Source organism: Ruegeria sp. HKCCA5463, from assembly GCF_013034175.1.
Classification (GTDB): Bacteria; Pseudomonadota; Alphaproteobacteria; order Rhodobacterales; family Rhodobacteraceae; genus Ruegeria.
Genome location: NZ_WQFL01000005.1, coordinates 101536 through 125886, shown reverse-complemented (window position 1 = coordinate 125886; position 24351 = coordinate 101536). Strand labels below are relative to the sequence as shown.

Sequence of the window (24351 nt, the reverse complement as noted above, 5' to 3'; positions counted from 1 at the left end):
AAACGGGGGCCGATATGACCAATGACGCGTTGATCAAACATTTCCGCTCTATCGTCGGTACGCGTCACGTGCTGATTGGAGAGCGCGCGACAGAGCGCTTTCGGCGCGGTTTCCGCTCGGGCGAGGGTGAGGCGCTGTGCGTCGTTCAGCCGGGGACCCTGCTGGAGCAATGGAAGATCCTGCAAGCCTGCGTTGCAGCCGACAAGATCGTCATCATGCAGGCGGCCAATACTGGCCTGACCGAAGGGTCTACGCCGTCCGGCACCTATGACCGTGACGTAGTTCTGATCAACACGCGTAGGATGGATACTCTGGTGCCCTTGAACGACGCAGAGCAGATCGTCAGCTTTCCGGGCGCCACGCTTTTTGCGTTGGAAAAACTGTTGGCCCCGTTCGGACGCGAGCCGCATTCGGTGATCGGTTCGTCCTGCATCGGCGCGTCGATCGTGGGTGGGGTATGCAACAATTCCGGCGGTTCTCTGGTAGAGCGCGGTCCGGTTTACACGGAACTTTCCGTCTATGCCCAAATCACCGAACAGGGTGAATTGGAACTGGTCAACCATCTGGGCATCGATCTGGGCAGCACGCCGGAAGAGATCCTTGCAAACCTCGATGCAGGCAGGTTCGAACGCAATCCCGGGGCAACCAACAAACGCGCGTCGGCCAGCGACTACGCACAGATCGTGCGGGACGTGAATGCGGAAACGCCTGCGCGGTTCAATGCGGACAAGGCCAAGCTTTTCGAATCTTCGGGCTCGGCCGGGAAGCTGGCCGTTTTTGCCGTGCGCCTTGACACCTTTCCCAAGAACGAGGTCGAGAAGGTGTTCTATGTGGGCACCAACAATCCCGACGATCTGGCGGACCTGCGGCGCCACATATTGTCAGAGTTCAAATCGCTGCCGGTTTCGGCCGAATACATGCATCGCGAAGCGTTCGATATTGCAGCACGCTATGGCAAGGACACGGTCGTGATGATCGACAAGCTTGGCACGGACCGTCTGCCGATGTTCTTTGCGATGAAAGGCGCCGTGGATGCACGCCTGCGGCGCATTCCGTTTTTGCGAAATTTCACTGATCGTTTCATGCAGGCAGCAATAGCTTTGTGGCCCCGTGTCCTGCCCAAACGGATGACGGACTTCCGCGACAAGTACGAACATCACCTGATCCTGAAAATGAAGGATGAAGGTGTGTCCGAGGCCGCTGAGTGGTTGCCGCGATTTCTGAGTGGGCGGGATGGCGGATTTTTCGAATGTGATGCGCGCGAGGCCAGGATCGCAGGCCTTCATCGTTTTGCGGCGGCAGGCGCGGCGGTACGTTACATGGCGATCCATTCGGACGACGTCGAAGATATCATCGCACTTGACGTCGCACTGCGCCGCAACGACCAGGACTGGCTGGAGAAGCTGCCGCCTGAGATCGAAGACCAGTTGGTTCACAAACTCTATTACGGGCACTTCATGTGCCACGTGATGCATCAGGACTACATAGTCAAAAAAGGGGCTGACCCAAAAGCTCTGAAGGCCGCAATGTTGAAACTGTTTGACGAACGCGGCGCGGAATACCCTGCTGAACATAACGTGGGGCACCTTTACAAGGCCAAGCCGGACCTGGCGGCACATTACAAATGCTGTGACCCGACCAACGCGTTCAATCCGGGTATCGGCAAAATGTCCAAGGCGAAGAATTACCAATAACCGGGTTTCCGGCGCGGCAGGGTGCTGTGAAAACGGCCGACAGATTCGTCGGGTTGTGATGAACAGGGTGTTGGTGCCCGACAGCCTGATATCCTAAGCGCAACCCCGCACGCATCTGCCGCGCAGAAGGCTGCTAGAACCGATTGAACGTCGCGTGCCAGGTGTAGGGAAGATTCGGAAAGCGCAGTCGGGGTCGACGGAGTCGGCAAGGAATCTCGCGTTGAGGCGCGGAATTCAGCCGCGTTTGGCGCAGATCGTTTGGTTTTGAGTATCACAAACACGCATTTGTCAGGCTGTCCGGGATTTGAACCGACGGGTTCATGCGGTCAATTGACAGAGCACCTTTCTGTTCAGGTAATTTCAGGGTCGCGTGATTTCTGACAGGTTTTCCTAGGGTTACCCTTGGCTTGCAATCGGCTTGCAGATCATCCCTGCGAAGCTGCGGGCCAGAAGCCCGTCTTGCATGCGAAAATTTGCAGATGACCGGGGCCGGAAAAACGCCATTTATCCCTTATTTATCGCGTTTTTTGGGGAACTACGGGAAACCCCCAATTTCGCGCCGCGACAAACAGGGGTAAACATAACTTACCGTACTTACCACACAAACACACACGGTATTAACTTTCCCCGATGAGGGGCTGGCCACACCCCCTCGGCCGGCCCCTCTTAACTTTTGGGGGGCATGGCAGTCGGGGTCAGTGGCCATGCTGATCGTTACGGGCGTCGAAGGGCGCGATGATCTTTGCGCCCGGCGTCAGCTTTTGATCAATTCGGCGACGAGGGCGGGCAAATCTTGTGATGCGCCATAGGCCACGGTGTGTGGAATTTCGGCGACCGGTGTTTTCCGGTATCCTTCTGTAAACAGCAAAAACGGGATCTTCGCACGCGCAGCCGTTTCCGCGTCAACTTCGCTGTCGCCGACGAACAGACGCGGGCCGGACGCCCTAAGCGCATCGAAGCTTGCGAACAGATGGTTGGGGTCCGGTTTTCGCGTCGAAAGGCTGTCGCCACCCAGAACCGCGTCGAAATACCGGGACAGGTTCAGTGCTTCCAGCACATGCCGCGCCGGTGTTTCGGGTTTGTTGGTGCAGACGCCCAGAACGCATCCCATTTGCTGCAATTTGGCCAATGCCTCTGGGATGCCGGGGTAGGGAACAGTCGTTTCGCTGGCCGCGGAATTGTAGTGTTTGAGGGTCAGTTGGGTCAGTTCCGCGTGGCGATCCAGCGGCAGCTCGCAATGCCGGATCATGCGTTCGACCAGCTTGGGTAAACCGTTGCCAACGAATCCTTTGATGATATCCGTCGCCAATGGATCATGCCCAACGTCGTTCAGCGTGCGGTTGGCCGCCGCCGCCAGATCGCCCAGGCTGTCCACCAGCGTTCCGTCAAGATCGAATACAACTGCTGCGGTCATGTTTGCTTGCCCTTCATCGCCCGACCCAAGACCTAACCCGCCCTGTACCGGGGGGCAATCGCCTGTTTCAAAACGATGCTTGACAATCCTTACTAAAATAATCAGATTAAGCGACAGGAACAGAAAGCCAGCCCTTTCGGGGTCAGCCAAATCAATTGAAACGCGATAGATATGGCACCATGCCGAAACGCTCTGGAGATGTCCCGATGAACGTACAGAACCCGACCCCAACCCAAGGTTACGCTGTCTCGATGCTTCCCGCGCACAAGGCCGAGGATCTGACCAAGGGCGGCAACCTGGCCCATATAGAACTTGGCGATCAACTCTATACCCTGCGCATCACCCGTGCAGGCAAACTGATCCTGACGAAATGAGCGCGCCTTTAAAGCGCGGCGGCGCAGCGGTTGGCCGCCTTGCCGATCTCGATCCCATCGAAGCGGGTGCCGTGATGTACCTGCGGATGTGGAGCGAAGGCGAGGGCGGTCGTGCCGACGCTGCCAGCGATTTCCAAGTCGCGCTGGGCGCGGATTGCGGGCGTGCGGCAATGCTGACTTTGGATCGCTTGTGCTCGCTATGCGCCGCCCATGGCCGTCGCCCCCTGATCCGGCATGGTCTTGGATGTGCATGCCTTGGCGCGGATGAGAATTGCTTTGCACAGATGATCGCGGCAGCGTCCGAAGGGGCGCGTGAAGATGCGATGATGCTGGCGTCTTTGATCGTACGTCCGGATTTTGCCCCCGCGCTGGCATCCCTGTCGGAAGAACTGGGGCTGACTCTCAGACGTATGACCGCAGGTTTCAAAATGCCGACCACCGGCCACCAGACCCCCTCGGCCGTGCTCCACTGACCCTGTGTGTGAAACGGTTGAACCCCGGCGATGCGCCGGGGTTTTTTCGTTCAGCAGCACCCGCATCCGGCATGGTGATGGTCATGATCGCAAACAGGGGCGGGGGTAAAGTCGCCCACCTCGGACAACACATCCCGCAGCGCCCACAGGATCATGTCAACATCCTCGGCCTCGATGGTCAGGGGCGGGCGGATTTTCAGGGTGTTGTCCCTGGGCCCTTCGCTGCCGATCAGGATGCGGTGATCGCGCATCCGGTTTTTGACATAGCTGCAAATCTCGGTGCCTTCGCTTCCATCGGGGTTGATCAGTTCCACGCCGAGAAACAGCCCCATACCCCGCACGTCGCCAACGCAACCAAAGTCGGCTTCGATCTGGCGCAGCCCCGCCATCAGACGATCCCCCATCCGGCGGGCATTGTCCTGCAACCCTTCGTCATCGACGATATCCAGCACCTCTTTGCCGATCCGGCAGGACAGGGTTGAACCGCCAAAGGTCGAAAAGAACTCGATCCCGTTGTTGAAGCTGTCCGCGATCTCTGTGGTTGTCACCAACACGCCCAGCGGGTGCCCGTTTCCGATTGGCTTGCCCATCACCACGATATCCGGAACCGCGCCCTGGTGTTCGAAGCCAAAGTAATACTCACCCAGCCGTCCCAGACCTGTCTGCACCTCATCGGCGATGCAAACACCCCCCGCAGCACGTATTTTTTCGTAAACCGCAGGCAGATAGCCTTTGGGTGGAATGATCTGGCCGCCGACCGACGGGAAGGTTTCCGCGATGAACCCGGCCACGCCCTGTCCCCGATCCCGGAGGGCGGCAATCGCCGGATCGACAAGATCAGCAAATCTTTGCGCCCGGTCCGCATCATCACGCTTGAATGACCCGCGATAGTCATCGGCAACCTCGACCAGTTCAACCCAGTCGGCTTTCCCGATGCCGCCCGGTTTGTTGAACTTGTAGGCCGAGATCGCCACCGCAGCGTTCGTGTTGCCGTGATAGCCGTGATCCGGCGTCACGATCCCCTTCGCGCCGGTATGGGCGCGGGCCAGTCGCAGGGCCAGTTCGTTGGCCTCGGTTCCCGAGTTGACGAAAAAGCAGACCTGTAGGTGATCCGGCATCTTCGACAGGATCTTGTCGGCAAATTCCACCTGTGCCGGATGCAGATAGCGGGTGTTCGAGTTCATGCGCCTTAGCTGATCCGCAGCCACGGCCTGAATGCGCGGATGGGCATGTCCCACATGCGGGACGTTGTTGTAGGCGTCCAGATAGGGGCGTCCCCATTCGTCGAACAGGTGATGCTTCCAGCCGCGCACCAGCATGACCGGATCGTCATAGGTCAGGGACAGGTTGCCCCCGAAATGCGCCCGCCGTTTGTTCAGGATTTCCGCTTTGTCAGTGGGGTGATAGAACACCTTGTCATCCGGTAGGTTCAGCAACGCCGCCGGGTTCGGGCAGACCGCGTGCCACAGCTCCAGTTCGTCCGGGTCTCCCACACCGGGCCAGTCCGCTTCCATGCCATCGGTGGTCAGGGCCAACTGGAAATGCACATGCGGGGCCCATCCGCCATTCTGGCCGGCATCGCCCAACCGCGCAAACGCGGCCCCCTGTGCCACCGGGTCGCCGGGTTTCAGCCGGTCACAGCATTCCGGATCCAGATGGCCATAGAGCGTATAGAACGGGTCGCCTTCAGGCGTTTCGTGATGCAGGATGATCACCCCGCCGTAATCAAGGTGCTGGTCGCGGTTTTCGACCACTTCGACCCGGCCGCTTATCGGTGCATGCAGAACCGTCCCGGCAGGCGCAAACACATCCACGGCCAGATGAACCGTCCGCCGGTCCGAGGCTTTCCACGGGCCCTTGCGAAACCCCGGCTCGGCATAGATCAGGCGGGGCTCGTTATAGTAACCCAGCCACAGGTCCTGCCCGTATTCCTCGCCAACGCGCGCGGCCTCGGCCAAAGGCATGTGGAATGGGTCTTGCGGCCAGACGCAGTTTTCGACCGAAAGCGAGCCCATGGGCACATCGCCCAGGTCCTGGCCGAACATGTCGGCAAAATGTCCCCGGTGTTCCTGAAGATAGGCGTGGATGCGTTCAGCCCCATCAACCACGGGCAAGCCGCAAGCCGTCCGCAACCGCGCCGACATCAGCCCGCCATTGATGGACGTGTTCTCAAGGAACCGCCAAGCGGGCGCCTGAGAGATCGTCACATAGGGATCATCCGGATTCTCGGCCGCCATCAGGGTCGAGTTGACGACCGACACGGCAAGCCGCATCCTCAGCAACGGCCAGATCAGGTCAACCTCATCCGCCCGCAGCCGATTGGCCGCGTGATAGCCCTTTACCAACGCAGCCAGTGCCCGTTCCGGTTTGGGGTGATCCAGCACGACATACGCGCCGGCAATCGCCAGATCGCAGATGCGCGGCGCGGCGCACATGTCGCCCAGATCGATCAGGCCCGAGATCCGCCGCCGCTCGCTCAGTTCCCCTTCGACCAGAATGTTGTAGTCATTGGCGTCATTGTGGATGGCCTGTTTCGGAAGATCCGCAAGGACATCCGCGATTGCTGCGAACCCCTCACAGATTTCCGTCAGCAGCGCCCGCCGCGCGGGGTCAGAGATCGCGTTTAACTTGTCAGCAATCCAGCCCGCCTGCATCAGGTCCCATTTGAAACCGGTCCGGTGCAACCCTTCATGCTCAAACCCTTCCAGGGCCCGGTCGGTTGCCCCCAATACGCGGCCCAGTTTCAGGATCAGCTCTTCGGATTTTGGGGCGGCCTTCGCGTAACATTGGCCCGGCAGGCACCCCAACAGCCAAACCAGCCTGCGCTGTCCTTCAGAATCGGCAATCTCGGGCAACATTTCGCCGGTCAGATCAGGGAATACCTTGGGAAACGGCAATCCCGGTGCCTCAGAAGCGATATGCGCCAGCGCCTTGATTTGCAGATCAACCAGATCCGCATCGCATCCGGCCCGCATGGCCTTCAGCACATAATCCTGACCATTGGTGGCGTGCACCCGAAAGTTCAGATCATATTCACCATCCAACCGCGTCAAACGGGCGTCCAGCCCCCAGAGCTGCCGCAGCGCGGCCGTCCAAAAAGCACTCAAATCGTCCATTCCCGTCTCCGCTCCGAACGCGCCGGAGCCCTCTTCATCTGGCCAAAATATCCTCTGAGGGAATCGCGCCTTCGCGCGATGGGGGGGCAGACAGCCCCCCGCGTTACCCCATGGCCCGCAGGCGCTTGATCAAAGACGAGGTGTCCCAGCGGCCACCGCCCAGTTTCTGCACATCCTTGTAAAACTGATCGACCAGAGCGGTGACGGGCAGGGACGCACCGGTTTCATTGGCGGTATCCAGACAGATACCCAGATCCTTGCGCATCCAGTCGACGGCAAAGCCATGTTCGAACTGATCATCCAGCATGGTCTCATACCGGTTTGCCATCTGCCAGCTGCCCGCCGCGCCCTGGCTGATCACCTCGACCACGGCCCTTCCGTCCAGCCCGGCCTTTTCGGCGAAGTGCAATGCTTCGCTCAGGCCCTGAACCAACCCTGCGATGGCAATCTGGTTGCACATCTTGGTCATCTGGCCCGCGCCGCTGTCCCCGATCCGGCGGCAGATCTTAGCATAGACCTGCATCACCGGTTCAGCCGCATCATACGCCGCCTGATCTCCGCCGCACATGATTGACAGAACACCGTTTTCGGCGCCTGCCTGGCCGCCCGAGATCGGCGCGTCCACGAAGGCGATACCCTGTGATTGGCCGGCAGCGTACAATTCCCGTGTGACCTTTGCAGAAACCGTGGTGTGGTCGACGAAAACAGCCCCGTTGGACATGCCGCGAAATGCGCCGTCCTCGCCCGTGCAAACCATGCGCAGATCGTCGTCATTGCCGACGCAGGCCATCACAAATTCGGCGCCTTCAGCCGCGTCTTTCGGGGTGGCCGCCATCGATCCGCCATGCTGCTTTACCCAGGCTTCGGCCTTGGCGGCCGTGCGGTTGTAGACGGTGACGTCATGACCTGAGGCCTGAAGATGCCCAGCCATGGGATAGCCCATGACGCCCAAGCCAAGGAACGCGACTTTTGCCATTTTGTGATCCTCTCCGCTGTTCGGTCGGCTTCAGCGGTGCGTGCCTGGCCGAAATGTTTGGCGAAGACAAAGCAAAGCTGCGCCCAAAGGGCAACCCCAAGTCAGCCCTTCCCGCCCAGATCCTGCAGGATCGGGCAATCCGGCCTGTCATCCCCGGCGCAGGCGTCGATCAGGTGGCTCAGCGTCTCGCGCATCGCGTTCAGGTCGGCGATCTTGGCTTCGATCTGCGCCAGATGATCCCGCGCGACCTGTTTCACATCTGCACTGGCGCGGGTTTCATCCTCGTAAAGCGCCAGCAATGTCCGGCAATCCCCGATGGTGAATCCCAGAGCCCGGGCCCGGCCCAGAAAGTTCAGCTTGTGCACATCCTGATCGCGAAATCGGCGATAGCCGTTGTCGTCGCGCAGCGGTTTGATCAGGTCGATGTCTTCATAGTACCGGATCGTCTTTGCAGGCAGGCCGGTGCGGGCGGACACATCTCCGATATTCATGCGTGCACCTCCTTGGCGGGCGGGATCGGGGTTTCCGGCACGCTGGCTTGAACGCGACGCAGACGCAGCGCGTTCGAGACGACAAATACGCTCGAAAGCGCCATTGCGCCCGCCGCCAGTGCCGGAGACAACAGATGGCCTCCGAACGGGTACAGCGCACCAGCGGCGACCGGGATCAGCAGGACATTGTAACCGAATGCCCATCCCAGGTTCTGGCGTATGTTCCGCATCGTTCTGCGGCTGATCTCGGTTGCATTTGCAACCCCGCGCAGATCGCCGGACATCAGAACGACATCAGCCGTTTCGATGGCCACATCGGTGCCCGTCCCGATGGCGATGCCGATTTCAGCCGTTGCCAGCGCCGGGGCGTCATTTATGCCGTCGCCGACGAAAGCCAGCGTTCCGAACTGGTCCCGCAAGGCGGTGATCGCATCCACCTTGCCGTCGGGCAGCACTTCGGCGGTGACGTGATCAATCCCCAGCCGATCAGCCAAGGCCTGCGCGGTGCGCGCGTTGTCTCCGGTGACCATGGCCACGGTCAGACCCATTTGGTGGAGCCGCTCCAGCGCCTCTTCTGTGCCGGGTTTGACCGGGTCGGACACAGACAACGTGGCTGCGGCCTGCCCATCCAACGCGACGAACAATGGTGTAGCCCCTTCGGCGGCGCGGGCCTCTGCCTCGCTTGCCAGGGGGCCAAGGTCGATCCCGCGTTGTTGCATAAGCCGGTGCGACCCGATCAACACGTTGCGGCCTTCAACCAGCCCCTGCATGCCAAGCCCGGTAAGCGACAGGACGTCCGTCGCCTGTGGCAGCGCCGCAGGCCCGGCCCGGGTGATCGCCGAAGCTATCGGGTGCTCCGACCGCGCCTCGAGGGCGGCGGCCAGCCGCACGACCTCATCCCTGTCAAACCCGTTCGCCGTCAGAACATTGTCCAGTTCCGGGCGGCCCAGTGTCAGGGTCCCGGTCTTGTCCAGCGCGATGACGCGTGCCTGCTGAAGCTGCTGCAAGGCATCGCCCTTGCGGAACAGCACCCCCAGTTCGGCCGCGCGCCCGGTGCCGACCATGATCGAGGTAGGAGTGGCCAGACCCATGGCGCAGGGGCAGGCTATGATCAGCACGGAAACCCCGGCGACAAGCGCCAGCGGCAGGGCGGGGCTTGGGCCGAAGATCAGCCAGGCCGCGACGGTGATCACGGCGACCAGGATGACCGCCGGGACAAAGCGATATGTGATCCGATCGACCAGACCCTGGATCGGCAGCTTGGCCCCCTGCGCCTGCTGCACCATGCGAACGACCTGAGCCAGCACCGTGTCGCCCCCCACGCGCGTCGCCCGAACCCGCAAGGCGCCGGTGCCATTCACGGTGCCACCGACAACAGTCGCGCCAGCTGATTTTCCAACGGGTATCGGCTCGCCCGTGATCATGCTTTCATCGACGTAAGAGGTGCCCTCGAGCACTTCGGCATCCACCGGCACACGTTCGCCCGGGCGGATGTGCAGGATGTCGCCCACAGCAATCTCGGCGATAGGGCGGTCTTCTATCCGGCCATCGATTTCGACCCGCGCGCTTTTGGGCTGAAGGCCCGCCAGTTTACGAATCGCGGCCCCGGTTTTGCCCTTGGCGCGCGCCTCCATCAGCCGGCCCAGAAGGATCAGAACGACAATCACAGCCGCCGCCTCGTAATAGACGTTGGCAGTTCCGACCGGTAACGCGCCGGGGGCAAATGTGGCTACGACCGAATACAGATAGGCCGCACCGGTTCCCAGCGCGACCAGCGCGTTCATATCCGGCGTGCCCCTCAGCAACGACGGGATGCCCTTGCGATAGAACACACGACCGGGTCCCAGCAGCAGGGCCGTTGTCAGGGCGAACTGAATCAACTGGCTGGTCTGCGTACCGATGGTGGCGTGTACCCAATGGTGGAAGGCGGGGATCATGTGCCCGCCCATCTCAAGTATGAACACGGGCAGGGCAAGAGCGGCCGCCAGCAGAGTGGCCCGGGTCAGCCCTGCTGTTTCAGTGTCTGCGCGGTCTTCGGGTGTCGAAGCGGCTTGAAGCCGCGCCGGGTATCCGGTGTCGGTGACCACCTGTGCCAGCGCCTGTGGCGTCGTTGTCCCAGCAGCGTAAGTCACCGCGGCAGTTTGTGTCGCCAGATTGACCTGCGCTTCGATCACACCGGGGCTGGCCTTCAGCGCGCGCTCGATCTTGGCCACGCACGAGGCGCAGTTCATACCTTCAATGATCAGATCCGCCCGGCTGGTCTCGGCCGGATACCCTGCCGCGTCCAATGCCTTGGTCAGCGCCGAAACCGGCCCGTCAAAAGCCACCTGTGCGGACTTGGTTGCAAAGTTGACCGAGGCCGTTTCAACCCCGGGCACATCACGCAGCGCCTCTTCAACGCGTCCCACGCAGGATGCGCATCCCATGCCCGTGATTTTCAGCTCTGTCAGTGCTTTTTGCGCCATGCGACTCGCCCATGAAGTTTCCTTACTCACCAGATGGGGGTTCCAGTGACAGGAAGGTCAAGGGCCTGGGGCAGTTTTTTAATGCCCCGAGCCGCGCATGTTTCGTTCCATCATGCGCTGATAGAGGCGCGGTGACAGACGCTCGAGCCACCAGGACAGGCGCGCCACGCGGCCAACCGGGATCATGGGCTGCGATTTGTCCAACCCGCGCAGGATCGTTTCGGCGGCGGCCTCGGGGCTCATCTCGTCCATCCCGTCCTTCGCCGATCCGGGCCGCGCTGTGCCATCCGCCTGCTCTTGTGCGTTGCCGGGGTTGGTGGCCACAAAGGACGGGGCAGCGATCAGAACCTCAACGCCATGAGGGGCTTCTTCCGAGCGCAGCGATTTGAAGAACCCCTCCAGCGCGTGTTTCGAGGCAGCATAGGCCGTCCGATGGTAAAGCGGTGCAAACCCGGCCACCGATGAGATGGCCAGATGTGTCCCCTTTGATGCCCGAACCGGGTGCAAGAACGCGCGGGCCATTTCAACGGCCGCAAAATAGTTGATGTCAAACAGAGTTCGGTGGCTGGCCGCGTCGGATTTTTCAAAGCCGCGGATTTGCGTGACGCCGGCGTTGTAGATGACCAGATCGATACTGTCGCTGGTCGCGATCACCTTTTGAGTTGCCATGGCAAGCTGGTCGGGATCCGTCAGATCGCAGCCAACAGGCAACTGGTTCGGCCCGGTGACCAGACCTGAAACATCGAGATCCAGCAGCACTACCCGCCACCCGCGACTTTGCAGAGCATGGCTGAGGGCCCGCCCCAAACCGCCCGCCCCGCCGGATATGACAGCCGTCTTCATAGCCCCGCCTGCTTTTGCCAGAGCGCGAATACCTGGGCGCTGGTTTTTTCCGGCGTGTAACCGAAGTCGGATTTCAGGGCGGTGTTGTCCAGAACCGGTCGATATTGCAGAAATCGCACCTGTTCCGGCCCATAGCGGGACAGACCTAGCGGACGTGCAGCGGCCAAAGCCGATTTCAGCGCCCAAGCGGGCAGGCGCAGAACCGGTTTTCCCATCGCACGCGCCAGATCGGTCACGCCCATCGCGCCGTCCCCGGCGACGTTGTAAACGCCGTCCGGCCCGTCGGTTGCCGCGCGCTTCAGGATGCGTGCCAGATCATGCGTCCAAATGAACACAAACGGGCTTTCGCTGCCGACCACGGCCAGCAGGCGGGGTTTGTGAAACAGGGCGGTGATCTGGTTTTCGGACCCGGCCCCCAGAACCGTGCCCACGCGCAGCACGACCTGTTCCAGATCGGGGGCGGCTTTGCGAACCTCGGCCAGCATCTCTTCGACCTGCCTTTTGTGATCGGAATACGGGAACTCTGGGTTGCCGCGCAACGGATCATCCTCGCGCAGGGGCACGGGGTTGTCCGGGTGATAGCCGTAGGCCGCACCCGAGGATGTGACCACCAATCTTCGCACTCCGTTTGCAAGGGCCGCGTTCACCACCTTGCGGGTGCCCTCGACATCAACCGCATATGCCGCTGCCCGTTCCATTTTTGGCGGAGGCGTCACGATGGAGGCCAGATGCACTATGACTTCAGGCTTCACGTTGGAGATCACGCGCGCGGGCGCGTCGGTCGTTACATCCAAGGGCAGATAGTGGACGTTTTCCGGCATGCTGTCGGGGCGTTTGATATCCGTTGCAAAAACATCGTGCCCCTTAAGTTCGGGCAACAGTGCCTGCCCGACCATGCCGGCGGCGCCTGTGATCAGGATACGGCTCATCGCGCGGCCTCGGTTCGGGCCATGACCGACGCCAGGGCAATCCCCGAGATCGCGTGCCAGATGCCCCAGAATGCGGCCACGACGGCCATGCCGCCCAGCCCGTGGAAAAAGGCAAAGATCAGCACCAGCCCAAGGCCGGAATTCTGAATGCCGGTTTCGATGGTGATGGCACGGCGATCGAAAGGGGACAGCCGGGTCAGAGTGGCCACAACCCAACCGCCCCCCAGCGCCAGGGCGTTGTGAAGGATCACAAGCCCGGCAACAGCCCCGGCAAAGCTGAGGAAGAACCCCCAGTTCGCGCCCAGGGCAAGTAAGATGAAAGCCGCAAAAATACCCATCGACAGGTATTGCAGCGGCGCACGCATCCGTGCGGTCAGGGCCGGGCGGCGCTGGTTCAGAGCGATGCCCAGGACCAGAGGCAGGATCAGCATCAACCCGACAAGGATTGCGATTTGCACCGGGTCAATCTGGGTCTGTTGCAGGATCGCGCGTGTCGGCGGATACAACCCGCCCCAAAGCGCAATGTTGAAGGGCGTCATGAAAATCGCGCCAATGGTGGCAAAGGCGGTCATCGACACCGACAGCGCCGCATTGCCACCGGCGCGGTGCGTAATGAAGTTCGAGATATTGCCCCCCGGACAGGCTGCGACAAGGATCAGCCCAAGCGCAATTGACGGTCGCGGGGCCGTCACCCACACAAGCGCAAAAGTCAGCGCCGGCAGGACCAGAAATTGGGATACCAGCCCGACGATCACTGGTTTCGGCGCGCGTCTGAGGCGATCAAAATCCCTTGGTGTCAGATCGATCGCAATCGAGAACATCACGATCGCCAGTATCGCATTCAACAGCGTCAGAGAGGCCGGGCTGAAATTCAGCGTAATTTCGTCGATACCACTCATACCGTGGCTTTCCGCAGCCGTTCGATCCACCCGGTGACAGCCTTTCTGTAGGTGGCCTTGTCGACGTAGTAAGCCATTCGCGGCAGATCGATATAGCTCATGCCTCCGGTGGCGCGCTTATAGTCTTTTTGTTTTGCAGCCTTCAGATCGGTCGCCACCGGGCAGCCCTTTTGAAGGCCTTTGATATAGCGCGCCACCATTTCGGCCTGCTCGTGCCTGCCCTGCCAGCCCAGACCCGTGGCCTCGACCATACCCAGCACAAAAAGATCGTCCCGTTCGGGGTGCATCGCGTTCAGGTACAGATGTGGGGCATCGCCCTGCCAGTTCAGCAGGGCCCGGTCGATGAACGGATAGTGCAGCTTGTATCCGGTCGCGGCGAGAATCATGTCATATTCTTCGCGCGTGCCGTCCTTGAAATGCACGGTTTTGCCTTCCAGGCGGTCGATATCGGGGCGAATGCGCAGGTCGCCATGGCCCGCGTGATACAGGACCAGCGAATTGACCACCGGGTGGCTTTCGTACAGCTGGTAATCGGGCTTGGGAAAGCCGTATTTCTGCGGATCACCGACAAACCAACTGAGGATGAGGCTGTCCAGCTTGCGCTTCAACCACATCGGCAGGCGGATCTTGCCGCCCATCGTGTCGGCCGGTTTGCCGAAAACGTATTTCGGCACGAAGTAATAGCCGCGCCGCATGGACAGATCGCAGCGTTCTGCGTGATGGATTGCGTCAACCGCAATGTCACAGCCGGAATTGCCCGCGCCCACGACCAACACGCGCTTGCCGTCGAACTGACTGGGGTACCGATATTGCGAGGCGTGGATCAACTCGCCGTCAAACGTGCCAGGAAAGCTGGGCATATTCGGTTCCGACAAGGTGCCGTTTGCAATCAGTACCCCTGCGAATTCAGCCTGATGCTCACCTTCGGCGTCCCGCCAGCCAACACGCCAACCGTCACCGGATTTGCCCAGCGGAGTGATCCGGGTGACTTCTGCATTGAACCAGTAGCTTTCACGCAGGCCGAAACGATCGGCAAAGGACCGGAAATAGTCGCGCATCGCCCGATGCGAGGGGTACTCGGCCACAGCCTCATCCATCGGGAAATCCTCGAATTCGGTCATGCGCTTTGAAGAGATCAGATGCGCCGATTCATACATGGTTGATCTGGGGGCATCGATATCCCACAGACCGCCCACATCCGAATGCAATTCGAAGCCCTGAAAGGCGATGCCCTGTTCCTTGAGCACCTTGGCTGCCGCCAAACCCATCGGCCCCGCCCCGATCAAGGCGAATGCGTTGCGCGTCTGTGTCATGAACCCTCCCGAAGTTCGTGATGCTTAACTTGAACGAACGACCAAAATAAGGCAAGATAATATTCATGAGTCCAAAAAACATAGAAAAACCAAGGCAAAGAGCACCGTCCAAGCGATCGCTTGAAACCAAGGCGCGGATCATGGATGCGGCTGAAACCGTCTTTGCCGAACGGGGATTCGAGGGTGCGTCGATCCGGGATATCGCGGCCTTGGCGGGGGTTCAGATTGGTCTTGTGCACCATCATGGTGGTGGCAAGGAGGAGTTGTTTTACAAAACCGTGGCGCGGCGCGCGGACGCGTTGGCGCAGCTTCGGATCGACGCGTTGAACAGGGCCAAGGCCGTCGCTCCGCTGACGCTTCACAGCATTCTGGACAGCTTTATCCGACCCTATGTGGACCTGGCAGAAACGGGTGGGCCCGGATGGATGGCATATGGGCGGTTGGTGGCCCACGTATCGGTTGACCCCAGGTGGCGCGATATCGCAGCGGAATGTTTCGACCCTACCGCCCAGCTGTTCATCACCGAGATCGCCACGCTTTACCCGGATGTCGATCCTGCGGTTTTGGCAAGTGGCCAGGTTTATTCGGTCTCGGCGATGCTGGCCCATCTCAACAGTGGATGGCGGGTCAAAGCCCTGTCGCAGGGCGGTGACGTATCAGGCATGGACCGTCTGGTGGACTTTTGCGCCGCCGGTATCGAAGCAATGGTACGATCCGACCGTTGATGAACCATCACGCGGCGCCCACTTGTGTGTTCAATCGTTGAGCTGGCGCCTTGTATCCTAAGTATCTGTTTCCAAAAGTTGGACAATTGGCGCAGGCTAGATGATTGTGTCCTTTTTGACGCTCTTTGGGGCGTCATTCGCCTTGATTAAGGTGAAAACGTGGCGTCAATGTGGCGCGTGAGCTGGGAATATGATCCTGTTGTGCTACTCTTTCCCAGAGTGGTTTGTAACGAGTATTCATACGTAAGGTGGGCACATGACATTCATACGAAACATAGCTGCGATCGCTGTTGCAGGTGTGATGACCGCAAGCGGTGCGTCGGCGCTGACCATTTCCAGCATCTCGCCCTCTTGGCAAAACGTAAATCCAAGTTCCGGCGTTACTGAAAGCACCTCTGGTTCTACGATTTCTCTTCGCTGGGGAAGTGGCAGCAGCTCGAGTGGTTACGATTTCACGCCAACTGGCACGCCAATTTCAGGTCTGATGCCTGGAACTGCTTTTGCTCTGGGTCAGTTCTCGCATCTGAATTTCCCGATCACGGGAACAACGCTGAGCTCGGTCGACCTTCTTGTCGACATACTGATCAGCGGTGGCCCTCTGGTGTCTTCGTCGTTTGCGCTGACGCACAACGAAACATTGAATCGTCCAAGCAACTGTCCGGCGGATTCCACCCCTTGCGATGACATCGTGACCATTACCAATACTCTGGGCTCACAGAGCTTCAGCTTTGGTGGGCAGAATTACGTGTTCTCGGTCCTCGGTTTCTCTCAGAACGGTGGCGGCACCATTTCAAACGGCTTCAGCACAACGGAAAACATGCAAAACGTCGCGACCCTGTACGGCCAATACACGATTGCCCCTGTGCCATTGCCCGCCGCTGGCTGGCTGCTTCTTGGCGGCATCAGTGGCTTGTTCGTAATGGGCCGCCGGAAAAAGCGCAGCACGGCCTGACCTGACTTTTCGTGCTCTCACCATTCGTGTGGTGAGAGCAGACCTGGAACCGGGTCGCGTTTGGGCCAGGATGTTCAGTCTTTCAGCGTATGCGCGCCGTGGGGCCGAGTTGATGGCTTTGGCTTGAAAAGATTTGCGCTTGCCGGGCACCTGTCGCAATGCCGCCCGGGCATCACTCTTGCTGCAAATGTTCGAACAAAATCTTGCTGAATACCGATGGCGGCGATGTTCGTACGGCGCTGGGCGAGACGAAAAAACCGAACATGATGATCAGAATGATCAGGGCAGTACCGGCAAGGCAAGCCGCCGAGAGGTGAAAGACCGAGCGAACCATTGCGACACTCCCTATTCTTGATATCCGGAAATTCTGTGAGGGCTGAAACGTCAACCTGACTTTGCCAATTGTTGTTTCAGTCTTTGGTTTTCCGCCTGCAACTCTGCCAACTGCTGCCCCAGCCTGTTCAGATGAGGGCGCAACTCTGCTTCGGTGAAGCGCGGCGTGATGTGGCTTGGGCAGTTCCAGTCCAATGCCTCGACGCGGATGATCACGGCCCGTTCGGCCGGTCCCTCGGCCTCTTCCGGGTAAAGGGTGGCGGCCGCTGTTTCGCCTTCCGTGAACTCTACGCGCCCAAGGATCTTGAGACGGCGTCGGTTGGCGTAATCCATCAGGATCATTGCAATGCGATCATTGCCGTCCAGATTCCCGCGCGAGATATACTGTTTATTGCCCGAAAAATCCGCATATCCGATGGTCTGAGGGCCAAGTACCTTCAGAAACCCTGTCGGCCCGCCCCGATACTGCACATAGGGCCAGCCGGTCTCGGACACGGTGGATTGATAGAACCCGTCCCGCGCCTGAATGAACTCTTTCTCGGGGTCTCCGATCAGATGGCCTTGCCGCGGGCCACCTGCAATGAACTTGGCATAGGTTCTGGCCGATCCCATCCTTTCTTGATGGGCGCGGACAGCGGGTGTGAAGGTCAGTTCGGAAAAAGCGCGGGGCATTGGAAAATCCTTTCAAAGACCCAGTTCGGACAACCCGGGGAGGTCATGAGGGCGTTCGCCCAAGGGCCAATGGAACAGCCTGTCATCTTCGGCTATCGGAAGATCGTTGAGCGAGGCATAGCGATGTGACATGCGCCCGTCATCGGCGAATTCCCAGTTTTCATTGCCATAGGATCGGAACCACTGACCGCTGTCGTCGCGCCATTCATAGGCATAGCGTACGGCAATGCGATTTCCGGCAAAGGCCCACAGTTCCTTGATCAGACGATAATCCAGTTCCTTCCGCCATTTGCGGGTCAGAAAGGCGTGGATGTCGGCGTGGCCGGACAGGAATTCAGCCCGATTCCGCCATTGACTGTCATCCGTATAGGCGGGCGTCACGCGGTCGGGATCGCGACTGTTCCAGGCATCTTCCGCCGCGCGCACTTTTTGAGCGGCAGTTTCCAACGTGAAGGGGGGCAAGGGGGGTCTGGACATTTCGCAAAAGGCTTTCAGGTGAGGGAGGCGGCAAGAAGAGCCATGGTCAGAAGGAAGGGGACGTACTGAGGTGGAAAAATGCTGGCGCGACGTTTCATCGGTCAAATCCTCGGGTGTACAGATCGGTTAACTTACAGGCAAAGTGTACCGATCTGTAAACTTTTGCAAGTGGAAATTTCATGGTGAGACAAGGCGGCTGGTAAAACTATTTCAAAACAATGCTTTGGACTGAGGTCATTGTACTTCACGTTCCATGATAATATGTACAGAACGGTACACCATGGAGCCGAATCATGCGCCCAAACAAACGGGATGAGTTGGTCAGCAAGGCCCTGAAGGTCTTTTACCGCGACGGGTTTCACGCAACCGGCATGGACAAGCTGGTTGTGGAAACGGGCGTGTCCAAGACGTCGATGTACAAACATTTCCGCACCAAGGAAGACCTGATCATCGCCGCGCTGCGCTTGCGGGATGAGAACTTTCGCAACTGGTTCTTTCAGCGCATCGACGAGATGGCGGAGACACCGGCCGATCAGATCATCGTCAGTTTTGATGCCCTGAAAGAGTGGTTCGAAGAGGACGGGTTCCGGGGCTGCATGTTCATCAAGGCCGGGGCCGAGTATCAGGACAAGGATCACCCGATCCATGAACAGGCCGCCGAACACAAACAGCTTTTGCTGGAACACTTCGCGGCCATAGCCCAACAGGCCGGCGCGCATGATCCTCGGAAGCTCGCGAGTCAGATCGTGTTGTTGCAGGAAGGAGCCATCGTTTCCGCCGTCCTGCTCAAGAACTGCGATCCGGCGGAAGACGCCAAGGATGCGGCCAAGCACCTTTTGGCCAAAGCACTGGCTTAACCCCGCCAGTCAAAAGGTATTCTCTGACATCGCAGGCCGAGACGTTGCGTTGTTCCTCAAAGGGACGCGGCGTCACAAGGATTGGCGTGAACCGAACACGGCGCTAGCCTTCTCGGAAAGACCGATTGGAGGGCGTTCAATGTCACTTTTCACTTCGACTGCGGCATGGGTCACTGATGAACACCGCATGTTCGCGGATATGGCGGGTCGGTTCATGGATGACGAACTGTCGCCCAATATCGAAACCTGGGTTGAAAACGGCGTTGTGGATCGCGATTTCTGGCGAAAGGCCGGCGAAACCGGGCTGATGGCGGGTGCGATCCCTGAAGAATATGGCGGCGTCGGCGGCGGCATGGGCTTTGACGCCATCACGGCCTACGAACAGGGCGCGCGGGGTGATGCGGGTTGGGGCTATGGCATTCAGTCGATCGTGACCCACTATCTCACCGCTTATGGCAGCGAAGATCAGAAGAAGAAGTGGTTGCCCAAACTGGCGTCGGGTGAATTGGTCGGCGCGTTGGCAATGACCGAACCCAGTACCGGTTCGGACGTGCAGGCGGTGCGGACGACGGCCGAGAAGGACGGCAACTCCTACCGGTTGAACGGGTCTAAAATCTTCATCACGAACGGACAGACTGCGGATCTGATCATCGTGGCCGCCAAGACCGACAAGACCGCTGGTGCACGCGGCGTTTCGTTGATCGTGGTGGAAACCGACGGGTGTGAAGGTTTTCGCCGGGGGCGGAACCTCAAGAAACTGGGCATGAAGGGCAATGACACTGCCGAGTTGTTTTTCGAAGATGTCAAAGTGCCGATGACAAACCTGTTGGGACCCGAGGAAGGGCAGGGTTTCTATCAACTGATGAAACAGCTGCCGTGGGAACGGCTGAATATCGCGATCATGGCGCTGGGCGCGATCGATTTCGCCATCGCCGAAACAGTGAAATACGTGCAGGAACGCAAAGCCTTTGGGCAGCGGGTGATGGATTTTCAGAATACCCGGTTCAAACTGGCGGAATGCAAGACCAAGGCCGAGGTTCTGCGCAGTTTCATCAATGATTGTATCGGGAAACTGGAAGCAGGCGAACTGGACGCGGCCACGGCCTCGATGGCCAAATACTGGGGCTCTGAGGTGCAGAATGAGATCATGCATGAATGCCTGCAACTGTTCGGCGGCTACGGGTTCATGATGGAATACCCGATTGCGCGCCTTTACGCGGATGCCAGGGTACAGATGATCTATGGCGGCACCAACGAGGTCATGAAAGAACTGATCGCGCGATCGCTCGACGTCTGAGCCCACCACGCGGGCTCTCCCGCCCGTCGTCATCATTCCTGACGGAATGACTCCTCCGGTTGGGCCCGGCAGGCCCGGGCAAAGCCCGTTCCTGCCGGGCCTGTTTCGTTGTCGCAGCACGGGTCAAAAGGCGGCTTGCAAAGGGGGGGTATCGGTATGATGATCCGCCGACAAGACTCAGAGGCCCGACGTGAACGATCCCGAACTATCACTTTGGCAGACCACTTGCACCGAGACAGTCACCGCACCGCCCCTGACTGCTGACGCAGCGGTTGATCTGGCTGTCATCGGAGGTGGCTACACCGGCTGTTCAGCGGCTTTGAGCGCAGCCCGCGCCGGCGCGTCGGTCTGCCTGCTCGAGGCGCAGGAGATCGGGTTTGGCGGTTCGGGGCGCAATGTCGGTCTGGTCAATGCGGGGCTGTGGCTGCCGCCGGACGACATCCGCACGCATCTCGGTACTGAACCGGGGAACCGTTTGATCGACTTGCTGGCCAAGGCGCCGTCGGATGTGTTTGCCTGGATCGATGAATATGGCATTGCGTGTGAGCCCGTGCGCAACGGAACCCTGCATTGCGCTCATTCCGCGTCGGGTTTGAAGGACCTGAAAACGCGTCATGCGCAGTTGAGCGAAACCGGAGCGCCGGTTGAGCTGTTGTCGGCGGATCAGGCCGGTGAACGCACCGGCAGCCAGGCCTTTCAAGGTGCCTTGTTCGATCCACGGGCAGGAACCATTCAGCCTTTGGCCTATGCGGTGGGTTTGGCGCGCGCGGCGTCACAGGCCGGGGCGCGGATACATACGCAAAGCCCCGTGCAGACCATGACATATGAGGGCGGGCACTGGGTTCTGGTGACACCGGGCGGGACGGTTCGGGCAAGATCGGTCATTCAGGCGACGAATGCCTATCATCTTGCGTTGCCGGATACCGCGCCTGCCTATGTGCCGGTCTACTATTTCCAGTACGCCACGGCCCCGCTGACCGACAATTTGCGCGCCAGTATCCTGCCAAGGAAAGAAGGGTGCTGGGATACCGGGCTGATCATGACGTCATTCCGGCTGGATCAGGCGGGTCGGATGATCATTGGCGGCATGGGGGATCTGGGACATGCCGGCCGGGTTGCACATTCCGGTTGGGTCCGGCGCAAGCTGGCCGAGCTCTATCCGCACTTGGCCGACCAGCCGTTGGAACACGGGTGGCACGGGCGGATCGCAATGACATCCGATCATATTCCAAAGATCACGCAGATCGGCCCCAACGCTTTGGCCGCACACGGGTATTCCGGTCGCGGTATCGGCCCGGGCACGGTGTTCGGCCGCATGATGGCCGAAAGCCTTCTGGCCGGTGATCCCTCGCTTCTGCCGGTTCCCGCCGTGTCGGAACACCGCGAAAACTGGACGCGCGTGCGCCGCGCCTTTTTTGAATCCGGCGCGGCGCTGACGCATCTTGTAAAGGCGCGGTTCTAAGCTCAGACAGACCGGGTGATACCGCCGTCCACCCGGATATTCTGTCCGGTGATGTAACCGCCGCCCTCCGAGGCGAGCAGAGCGACGACCGAGGCGATCTCGTCGTAGCTGCGCCCATAACGACCCATCGGAATGCGGCTGCGGAATTCTTCTTTCTCGGGCAGGCTGTCAATGAAGCCCGGAAGAATGTTGTTCATGCGGATATTCGCGGCGGCAAATTTGTCCGAGTACAGCTTGGTGAAGGCGGCCAGCCCGGCGCGGAACACGCCCGAGGTCGGGAAAACCGGATCCGGCTCGAACGCGGCAAAGGTCGAGATGTTGATGATCGAGCCTCCCCCCTGCGCCTGCATGATCGGGGTCACAAGCCGGGTTGGGCGCACCGCGTTCAGGAAATAGACATCCATGCCGGTGTGCCAATCCTCATCCGTCAGCTCGAGGATCGGGGCGCGGGGACCGTGACCGGCAGAATTGACCAGAACGTCAATACGCCCCCAATGGGCCATGGCGGCATCGACAAGTTTCTGCAAATCCTCGGTGGACTGGTTCGAGCCGGTAATGCCGACGCCGCCCAGCTCCTTTGCCAAAGCTTCCCCTTTGCCCGAGGAGGACAGAATGCCGACCTTGAACCCGTCCGCCGCCAGCCTCCGGGCGGAATCCGCCCCCATGCCGCTGCCGCCCGCCGTGATAAGTGCTACTTTTTCCATTTGACATCTCCGTTTTCAATTGATCCCAAGATGGCCGTCGGACAGTGGTTTGACCAATCAGTTCTGCTGCCTCTATTCTGTAGAAAATCTACAGGATAACAGCATGACCGCCCTTCCACCCCTAAACGCCTTGCGCGCTTTCGAGGCTTCTGGCCGTCACTTGAACTTTCGACTGGCCGCCGAGGAACTCGGCGTTACACAAGGTGCCGTCGCGCAGCAGGTGCGCGGGCTTGAAGCACGATTGGACGAGGTTCTGTTCGATCGCCTGCCGCGTGGGTTGCGACTGACCGAATCCGGGCGGCGGTTTCACGCGCCGCTGCGTCGTGCCTTCAGGTTGATCGAAGAGGCCGTCGAAGACCTGTCTCCGGACCGCCGGGTCACGTTGTCGGTCACGCCCAGCTTTGCCTCGAAATGGTTGGTGCCGCGTTTGTCGGGCTTCACGGACCTGTATCCGGACATCTCGGTTCAGGTGGATGCGCGCGAGCGTCTGGCGGATTTCAGTTCGGATGGCGTCGATCTGGCTGTCAGGCAGGGTCGAGCGCCGTTTGCGGCGGAACTGGAAGCGGTGCCCTTGTTCTCGACCGAATTCATCCCGGTATGCAGCCCTGCCATGGCGAGGGAAGTCAGCACCCCTTCTGACTTGATGAAGCAGGTATTGCTGAACGATACCCACGGATTGTGGCCCTTGTTTCTTGAACGGGTGGGGGTAAGCGGAAAGCCCAGAATGATGAGCTTCAGCCAGACCAGTCTTGCGATCGACGCGGCAGTTTCGGGGCAGGGTATAGCACTGGCCAATGCGCCTCTCGTCGCGCCCGAGGTGACCTCGGGCCGTCTTGTTCAGCCGCTTGCGGATGTCCTGGTTGAAGATCTGGGCTTCTATGTGGTTGCACCCCGCAAGCCACGCCAGCCGAAACTGGTCGAGATCATGCGAGACTGGCTGTTGTCTCAGGTTTGAAGGGATGCGGCGATTGCCTCGATCCGGGCCCGCAACCAGCGATGTGCCGGGTCATTGGCCGACCTCTGGTGCCAGACCATGTAGATCGACACTGGCGCGCATTCGAACGGCAGTGGCGCGCAATCCAGCATGGCCAGCGGGCCCTGTTTCATCAGCGCCGTGTCGGTCGAGATCAGGTCGCTGCCCTGTATGAAGGCCGGGATGGCGTTGAAATGCGGCAGGGTCACCACCGCTGGCCTGATCTGGCTTTGATCAACGCCACGCATGACGGCGCGGGCGTTGCGACCATCGGCAAAACGCACCTCGACATGATCGCAGTTGCAATAGGCGTCCCAACTGTCCGGGGGCGTGCGCTGCGTGGCGTCATAGAACAGCATCAGCGGGCTGGTCATCAGGCGTTTTTGAAAGATGTCCGGCCCGTCCGGCGGCAACGGGGTCAGCATCAACTGGCATCTGTCACTGCGCAGCAGCTCGGGGTCGGGCACGCCTGAAGGAATGAATTCCAGCCGCAGACCTGCGCCTTCGGCACGTGTTTCGCGAAGCAGCTGCGGAAAGATCAACTCGCGCGGCATATCATTGGTGGCGATGCGGATCCTGATCTGTTCAGACTGTGGGTCGAACGGCCGCCCTTCGGTCAGCGTCCGCATTCCGTCCAGCACCTTTTGCGCGGGCTCCTTCAGGGACAAGGCGCGCTCGGTCGGGGTCAGGCCCTGACCGGACCGGACAAACAACGGATCGCCCAGCACCAGCCGGAGCTTGGCCAGCGTATGGCTGATGGCCGATTGCGTAACGCCCAGCCGATCCGCAGCTTTCGAGACCGAGCTTTCCTCGAGTATGGTCAGAAAGGTGCGCAGAACCTTGCCGTCTAGATCAGTAAAATCGATTTTCTTCATATCGCTTATGATTATGCATGAATGGTTTCGCTGTCCA

At 59.9% G+C, this 24351-nt stretch carries 23 protein-coding genes; 9 read left to right on the top strand and 14 right to left on the bottom strand.

Features of this window, described 5'->3' with window-relative positions; translation table 11 throughout:
• The first annotated feature begins 14 nt into the window (after positions 1-14).
• Positions 15-1694 carry a D-lactate dehydrogenase gene (gene dld, locus GOW09_RS12215; RefSeq protein WP_171118674.1) on the top strand — a complete coding sequence of 560 codons (1680 nt, stop codon included), beginning with the start codon at positions 15-17 and terminating at the stop codon, positions 1692-1694.
• 754 nt (positions 1695-2448) lie between these two features.
• Here the strand turns inward: dld and gph are convergent.
• Positions 2449-3108 carry a phosphoglycolate phosphatase gene (gene gph / locus GOW09_RS12210; protein ID WP_171118672.1) on the bottom strand — a complete coding sequence of 220 codons (660 nt, stop codon included), beginning with the start codon at positions 3106-3108 and terminating at the stop codon, positions 2449-2451.
• A gap of 206 nt (positions 3109-3314) precedes the next feature.
• Here gph and hemP point away from each other — a divergent pair, with 206 nt between their 5' ends.
• Positions 3315-3482 (top strand): hemin uptake protein HemP, encoded by a 168-nt coding sequence (gene hemP, locus GOW09_RS12205; RefSeq protein ID WP_083445319.1) that lies wholly within the window; start codon positions 3315-3317, stop codon positions 3480-3482.
• On the top strand, positions 3479-3955 hold the full coding sequence (locus tag GOW09_RS12200; protein WP_171118670.1) for a hypothetical protein: 477 nt from the start codon (positions 3479-3481) through the stop codon (positions 3953-3955). Before hemP ends, GOW09_RS12200 begins: the two co-directional genes overlap by 4 nt.
• 50 nt (positions 3956-4005) lie before the next feature.
• Here the strand turns inward: GOW09_RS12200 and GOW09_RS12195 are convergent, their stop codons facing one another.
• The 8 genes from GOW09_RS12195 to GOW09_RS12160 form a co-directional block, all read right to left on the bottom strand.
• Complete coding sequence (locus GOW09_RS12195; RefSeq protein WP_171118668.1) at positions 4006-7071, bottom strand: aminotransferase class III-fold pyridoxal phosphate-dependent enzyme; 3066 nt, start codon at positions 7069-7071, stop codon at positions 4006-4008.
• A gap of 103 nt (positions 7072-7174) precedes the next feature.
• On the bottom strand, positions 7175-8047 hold the full coding sequence (locus GOW09_RS12190) for an NAD(P)-dependent oxidoreductase (RefSeq protein WP_171118665.1): 873 nt from the start codon (positions 8045-8047) through the stop codon (positions 7175-7177).
• Between the two features lie 101 nt (positions 8048-8148).
• A complete protein-coding gene (cueR, locus tag GOW09_RS12185; protein WP_171118663.1) occupies positions 8149-8538 on the bottom strand; it encodes a Cu(I)-responsive transcriptional regulator in 390 nt (129 codons plus the stop codon).
• Positions 8535-11003: a heavy metal translocating P-type ATPase gene (locus GOW09_RS12180; RefSeq protein ID WP_171118661.1), complete on the bottom strand. Its 2469-nt coding sequence runs from the start codon at positions 11001-11003 to the stop codon at positions 8535-8537. The genes cueR and GOW09_RS12180 overlap by 4 nt, the downstream gene beginning before the upstream one ends.
• Before the next feature lie 78 nt (positions 11004-11081).
• Positions 11082-11846 carry an SDR family oxidoreductase gene (locus GOW09_RS12175; protein WP_171118659.1) on the bottom strand — a complete coding sequence of 255 codons (765 nt, stop codon included), beginning with the start codon at positions 11844-11846 and terminating at the stop codon, positions 11082-11084.
• The gene (locus GOW09_RS12170) at positions 11843-12775 is read right to left on the bottom strand and encodes an SDR family oxidoreductase (RefSeq protein ID WP_171118657.1); all 933 of its coding nucleotides are present in this window, start codon (positions 12773-12775) and stop codon (positions 11843-11845) included. The genes GOW09_RS12175 and GOW09_RS12170 overlap by 4 nt, the downstream gene beginning before the upstream one ends.
• Entirely contained in the window at positions 12772-13674 is a 903-nt protein-coding gene (locus GOW09_RS12165; RefSeq protein ID WP_152458920.1) for a bile acid:sodium symporter family protein, read from the bottom strand. Before GOW09_RS12165 ends, GOW09_RS12170 begins: the two co-directional genes overlap by 4 nt.
• Positions 13671-14987, bottom strand: a complete 1317-nt coding sequence (locus GOW09_RS12160; protein WP_171118655.1) for an NAD(P)/FAD-dependent oxidoreductase — start codon at positions 14985-14987, stop codon at positions 13671-13673. Before GOW09_RS12160 ends, GOW09_RS12165 begins: the two co-directional genes overlap by 4 nt.
• 65 nt (positions 14988-15052) lie before the next feature.
• On the opposite strand from GOW09_RS12160, the gene GOW09_RS12155 reads away from it, so the two are divergent.
• Positions 15053-15712, top strand: a complete 660-nt coding sequence (locus GOW09_RS12155; protein ID WP_171118653.1) for a TetR/AcrR family transcriptional regulator — start codon at positions 15053-15055, stop codon at positions 15710-15712.
• Positions 15713-15968: 256 nt separating this feature from the next.
• Positions 15969-16664, top strand: coding sequence for a THxN family PEP-CTERM protein (locus GOW09_RS12150; RefSeq protein WP_171118651.1), 696 nt, complete (start codon positions 15969-15971; stop codon positions 16662-16664).
• A gap of 172 nt (positions 16665-16836) precedes the next feature.
• On the opposite strand, the gene GOW09_RS12145 is transcribed toward GOW09_RS12150, so the two are convergent.
• From GOW09_RS12145 to GOW09_RS12135, 3 genes are read right to left on the bottom strand one after another with little or no spacing between them, the layout of a single operon-like run.
• Positions 16837-16998: a hypothetical protein gene (locus tag GOW09_RS12145; protein WP_162896721.1), complete on the bottom strand. Its 162-nt coding sequence runs from the start codon at positions 16996-16998 to the stop codon at positions 16837-16839.
• A gap of 50 nt (positions 16999-17048) precedes the next feature.
• A complete protein-coding gene (locus GOW09_RS12140) occupies positions 17049-17669 on the bottom strand; it encodes a pyridoxamine 5'-phosphate oxidase family protein (RefSeq protein ID WP_171118650.1) in 621 nt (206 codons plus the stop codon).
• Between the two features lie 12 nt (positions 17670-17681).
• On the bottom strand, positions 17682-18146 hold the full coding sequence (locus GOW09_RS12135) for a nuclear transport factor 2 family protein (RefSeq protein WP_171118648.1): 465 nt from the start codon (positions 18144-18146) through the stop codon (positions 17682-17684).
• A gap of 293 nt (positions 18147-18439) precedes the next feature.
• On the opposite strand from GOW09_RS12135, the gene GOW09_RS12130 reads away from it, so the two are divergent.
• The 3 genes from GOW09_RS12130 to GOW09_RS12120 all read left to right on the top strand — a co-directional run bounded on the left by GOW09_RS12130 (position 18440) and on the right by GOW09_RS12120 (position 21762).
• Complete coding sequence (locus GOW09_RS12130) at positions 18440-19003, top strand: TetR/AcrR family transcriptional regulator (protein ID WP_152458914.1); 564 nt, start codon at positions 18440-18442, stop codon at positions 19001-19003.
• A gap of 139 nt (positions 19004-19142) precedes the next feature.
• A complete protein-coding gene (locus tag GOW09_RS12125; RefSeq protein ID WP_171118646.1) occupies positions 19143-20300 on the top strand; it encodes an acyl-CoA dehydrogenase family protein in 1158 nt (385 codons plus the stop codon).
• Between the two features lie 190 nt (positions 20301-20490).
• Positions 20491-21762: an FAD-binding oxidoreductase gene (locus GOW09_RS12120; protein ID WP_171118643.1), complete on the top strand. Its 1272-nt coding sequence runs from the start codon at positions 20491-20493 to the stop codon at positions 21760-21762.
• A gap of 2 nt (positions 21763-21764) precedes the next feature.
• Here GOW09_RS12120 and GOW09_RS12115 read toward each other — a convergent pair whose 3' ends face one another.
• Positions 21765-22466, bottom strand: a complete 702-nt coding sequence (locus GOW09_RS12115; protein WP_171118641.1) for an SDR family oxidoreductase — start codon at positions 22464-22466, stop codon at positions 21765-21767.
• Positions 22467-22569: 103 nt separating this feature from the next.
• Here GOW09_RS12115 and GOW09_RS12110 point away from each other — a divergent pair, with 103 nt between their 5' ends.
• Complete coding sequence (locus GOW09_RS12110; protein WP_171118640.1) at positions 22570-23421, top strand: LysR substrate-binding domain-containing protein; 852 nt, start codon at positions 22570-22572, stop codon at positions 23419-23421.
• Here the strand turns inward: GOW09_RS12110 and GOW09_RS12105 are convergent.
• Positions 23412-24314 carry a LysR family transcriptional regulator gene (locus tag GOW09_RS12105; protein WP_171118638.1) on the bottom strand — a complete coding sequence of 301 codons (903 nt, stop codon included), beginning with the start codon at positions 24312-24314 and terminating at the stop codon, positions 23412-23414. The two genes, GOW09_RS12110 and GOW09_RS12105, sit on opposite strands and share 10 nt — an antisense overlap.
• Positions 24315-24351 lie beyond the last annotated feature (37 nt).

Bases quoted from the DNA above. Each gene is read 5' to 3' on its own strand.
- GOW09_RS12140 (WP_171118650.1), bottom strand. From the start codon at position 17,669: ATGCCCCGCGCTTTTTCCGAACTGACCTTCACACCCGCTGTCCGCGCC.
- GOW09_RS12160 (WP_171118655.1), bottom strand. From the start codon at position 14,987: ATGACACAGACGCGCAACGCATTCGCCTTGATCGGGGCGGGGCCGATG.
- GOW09_RS12195 (WP_171118668.1), bottom strand. From the start codon at position 7,071: ATGGACGATTTGAGTGCTTTTTGGACGGCCGCGCTGCGGCAGCTCTGG.
- cueR (WP_171118663.1), bottom strand. From the start codon at position 8,538: ATGAATATCGGAGATGTGTCCGCCCGCACCGGCCTGCCTGCAAAGACG.
- GOW09_RS12125 (WP_171118646.1), top strand. From the start codon at position 19,143: ATGTCACTTTTCACTTCGACTGCGGCATGGGTCACTGATGAACACCGC.
- GOW09_RS12165 (WP_152458920.1), bottom strand. From the start codon at position 13,674: ATGAGTGGTATCGACGAAATTACGCTGAATTTCAGCCCGGCCTCTCTG.
- GOW09_RS12150 (WP_171118651.1), top strand. From the start codon at position 15,969: ATGACATTCATACGAAACATAGCTGCGATCGCTGTTGCAGGTGTGATG.
- GOW09_RS12145 (WP_162896721.1), bottom strand. From the start codon at position 16,998: ATGGTTCGCTCGGTCTTTCACCTCTCGGCGGCTTGCCTTGCCGGTACT.
- GOW09_RS12190 (WP_171118665.1), bottom strand. From the start codon at position 8,047: ATGGCAAAAGTCGCGTTCCTTGGCTTGGGCGTCATGGGCTATCCCATG.
- gph (WP_171118672.1), bottom strand. From the start codon at position 3,108: ATGACCGCAGCAGTTGTATTCGATCTTGACGGAACGCTGGTGGACAGC.
- GOW09_RS12135 (WP_171118648.1), bottom strand. From the start codon at position 18,146: ATGTCCAGACCCCCCTTGCCCCCCTTCACGTTGGAAACTGCCGCTCAA.
- GOW09_RS12115 (WP_171118641.1), bottom strand. From the start codon at position 22,466: ATGGAAAAAGTAGCACTTATCACGGCGGGCGGCAGCGGCATGGGGGCG.
- GOW09_RS12200 (WP_171118670.1), top strand. From the start codon at position 3,479: ATGAGCGCGCCTTTAAAGCGCGGCGGCGCAGCGGTTGGCCGCCTTGCC.
- GOW09_RS12155 (WP_171118653.1), top strand. From the start codon at position 15,053: ATGAGTCCAAAAAACATAGAAAAACCAAGGCAAAGAGCACCGTCCAAG.
- hemP (WP_083445319.1), top strand. From the start codon at position 3,315: ATGAACGTACAGAACCCGACCCCAACCCAAGGTTACGCTGTCTCGATG.
- GOW09_RS12110 (WP_171118640.1), top strand. From the start codon at position 22,570: ATGACCGCCCTTCCACCCCTAAACGCCTTGCGCGCTTTCGAGGCTTCT.
- GOW09_RS12130 (WP_152458914.1), top strand. From the start codon at position 18,440: ATGCGCCCAAACAAACGGGATGAGTTGGTCAGCAAGGCCCTGAAGGTC.
- GOW09_RS12180 (WP_171118661.1), bottom strand. From the start codon at position 11,003: ATGGCGCAAAAAGCACTGACAGAGCTGAAAATCACGGGCATGGGATGC.
- GOW09_RS12170 (WP_171118657.1), bottom strand. From the start codon at position 12,775: ATGAGCCGTATCCTGATCACAGGCGCCGCCGGCATGGTCGGGCAGGCA.
- GOW09_RS12175 (WP_171118659.1), bottom strand. From the start codon at position 11,846: ATGAAGACGGCTGTCATATCCGGCGGGGCGGGCGGTTTGGGGCGGGCC.
- dld (WP_171118674.1), top strand. From the start codon at position 15: ATGACCAATGACGCGTTGATCAAACATTTCCGCTCTATCGTCGGTACG.
- GOW09_RS12105 (WP_171118638.1), bottom strand. From the start codon at position 24,314: ATGAAGAAAATCGATTTTACTGATCTAGACGGCAAGGTTCTGCGCACC.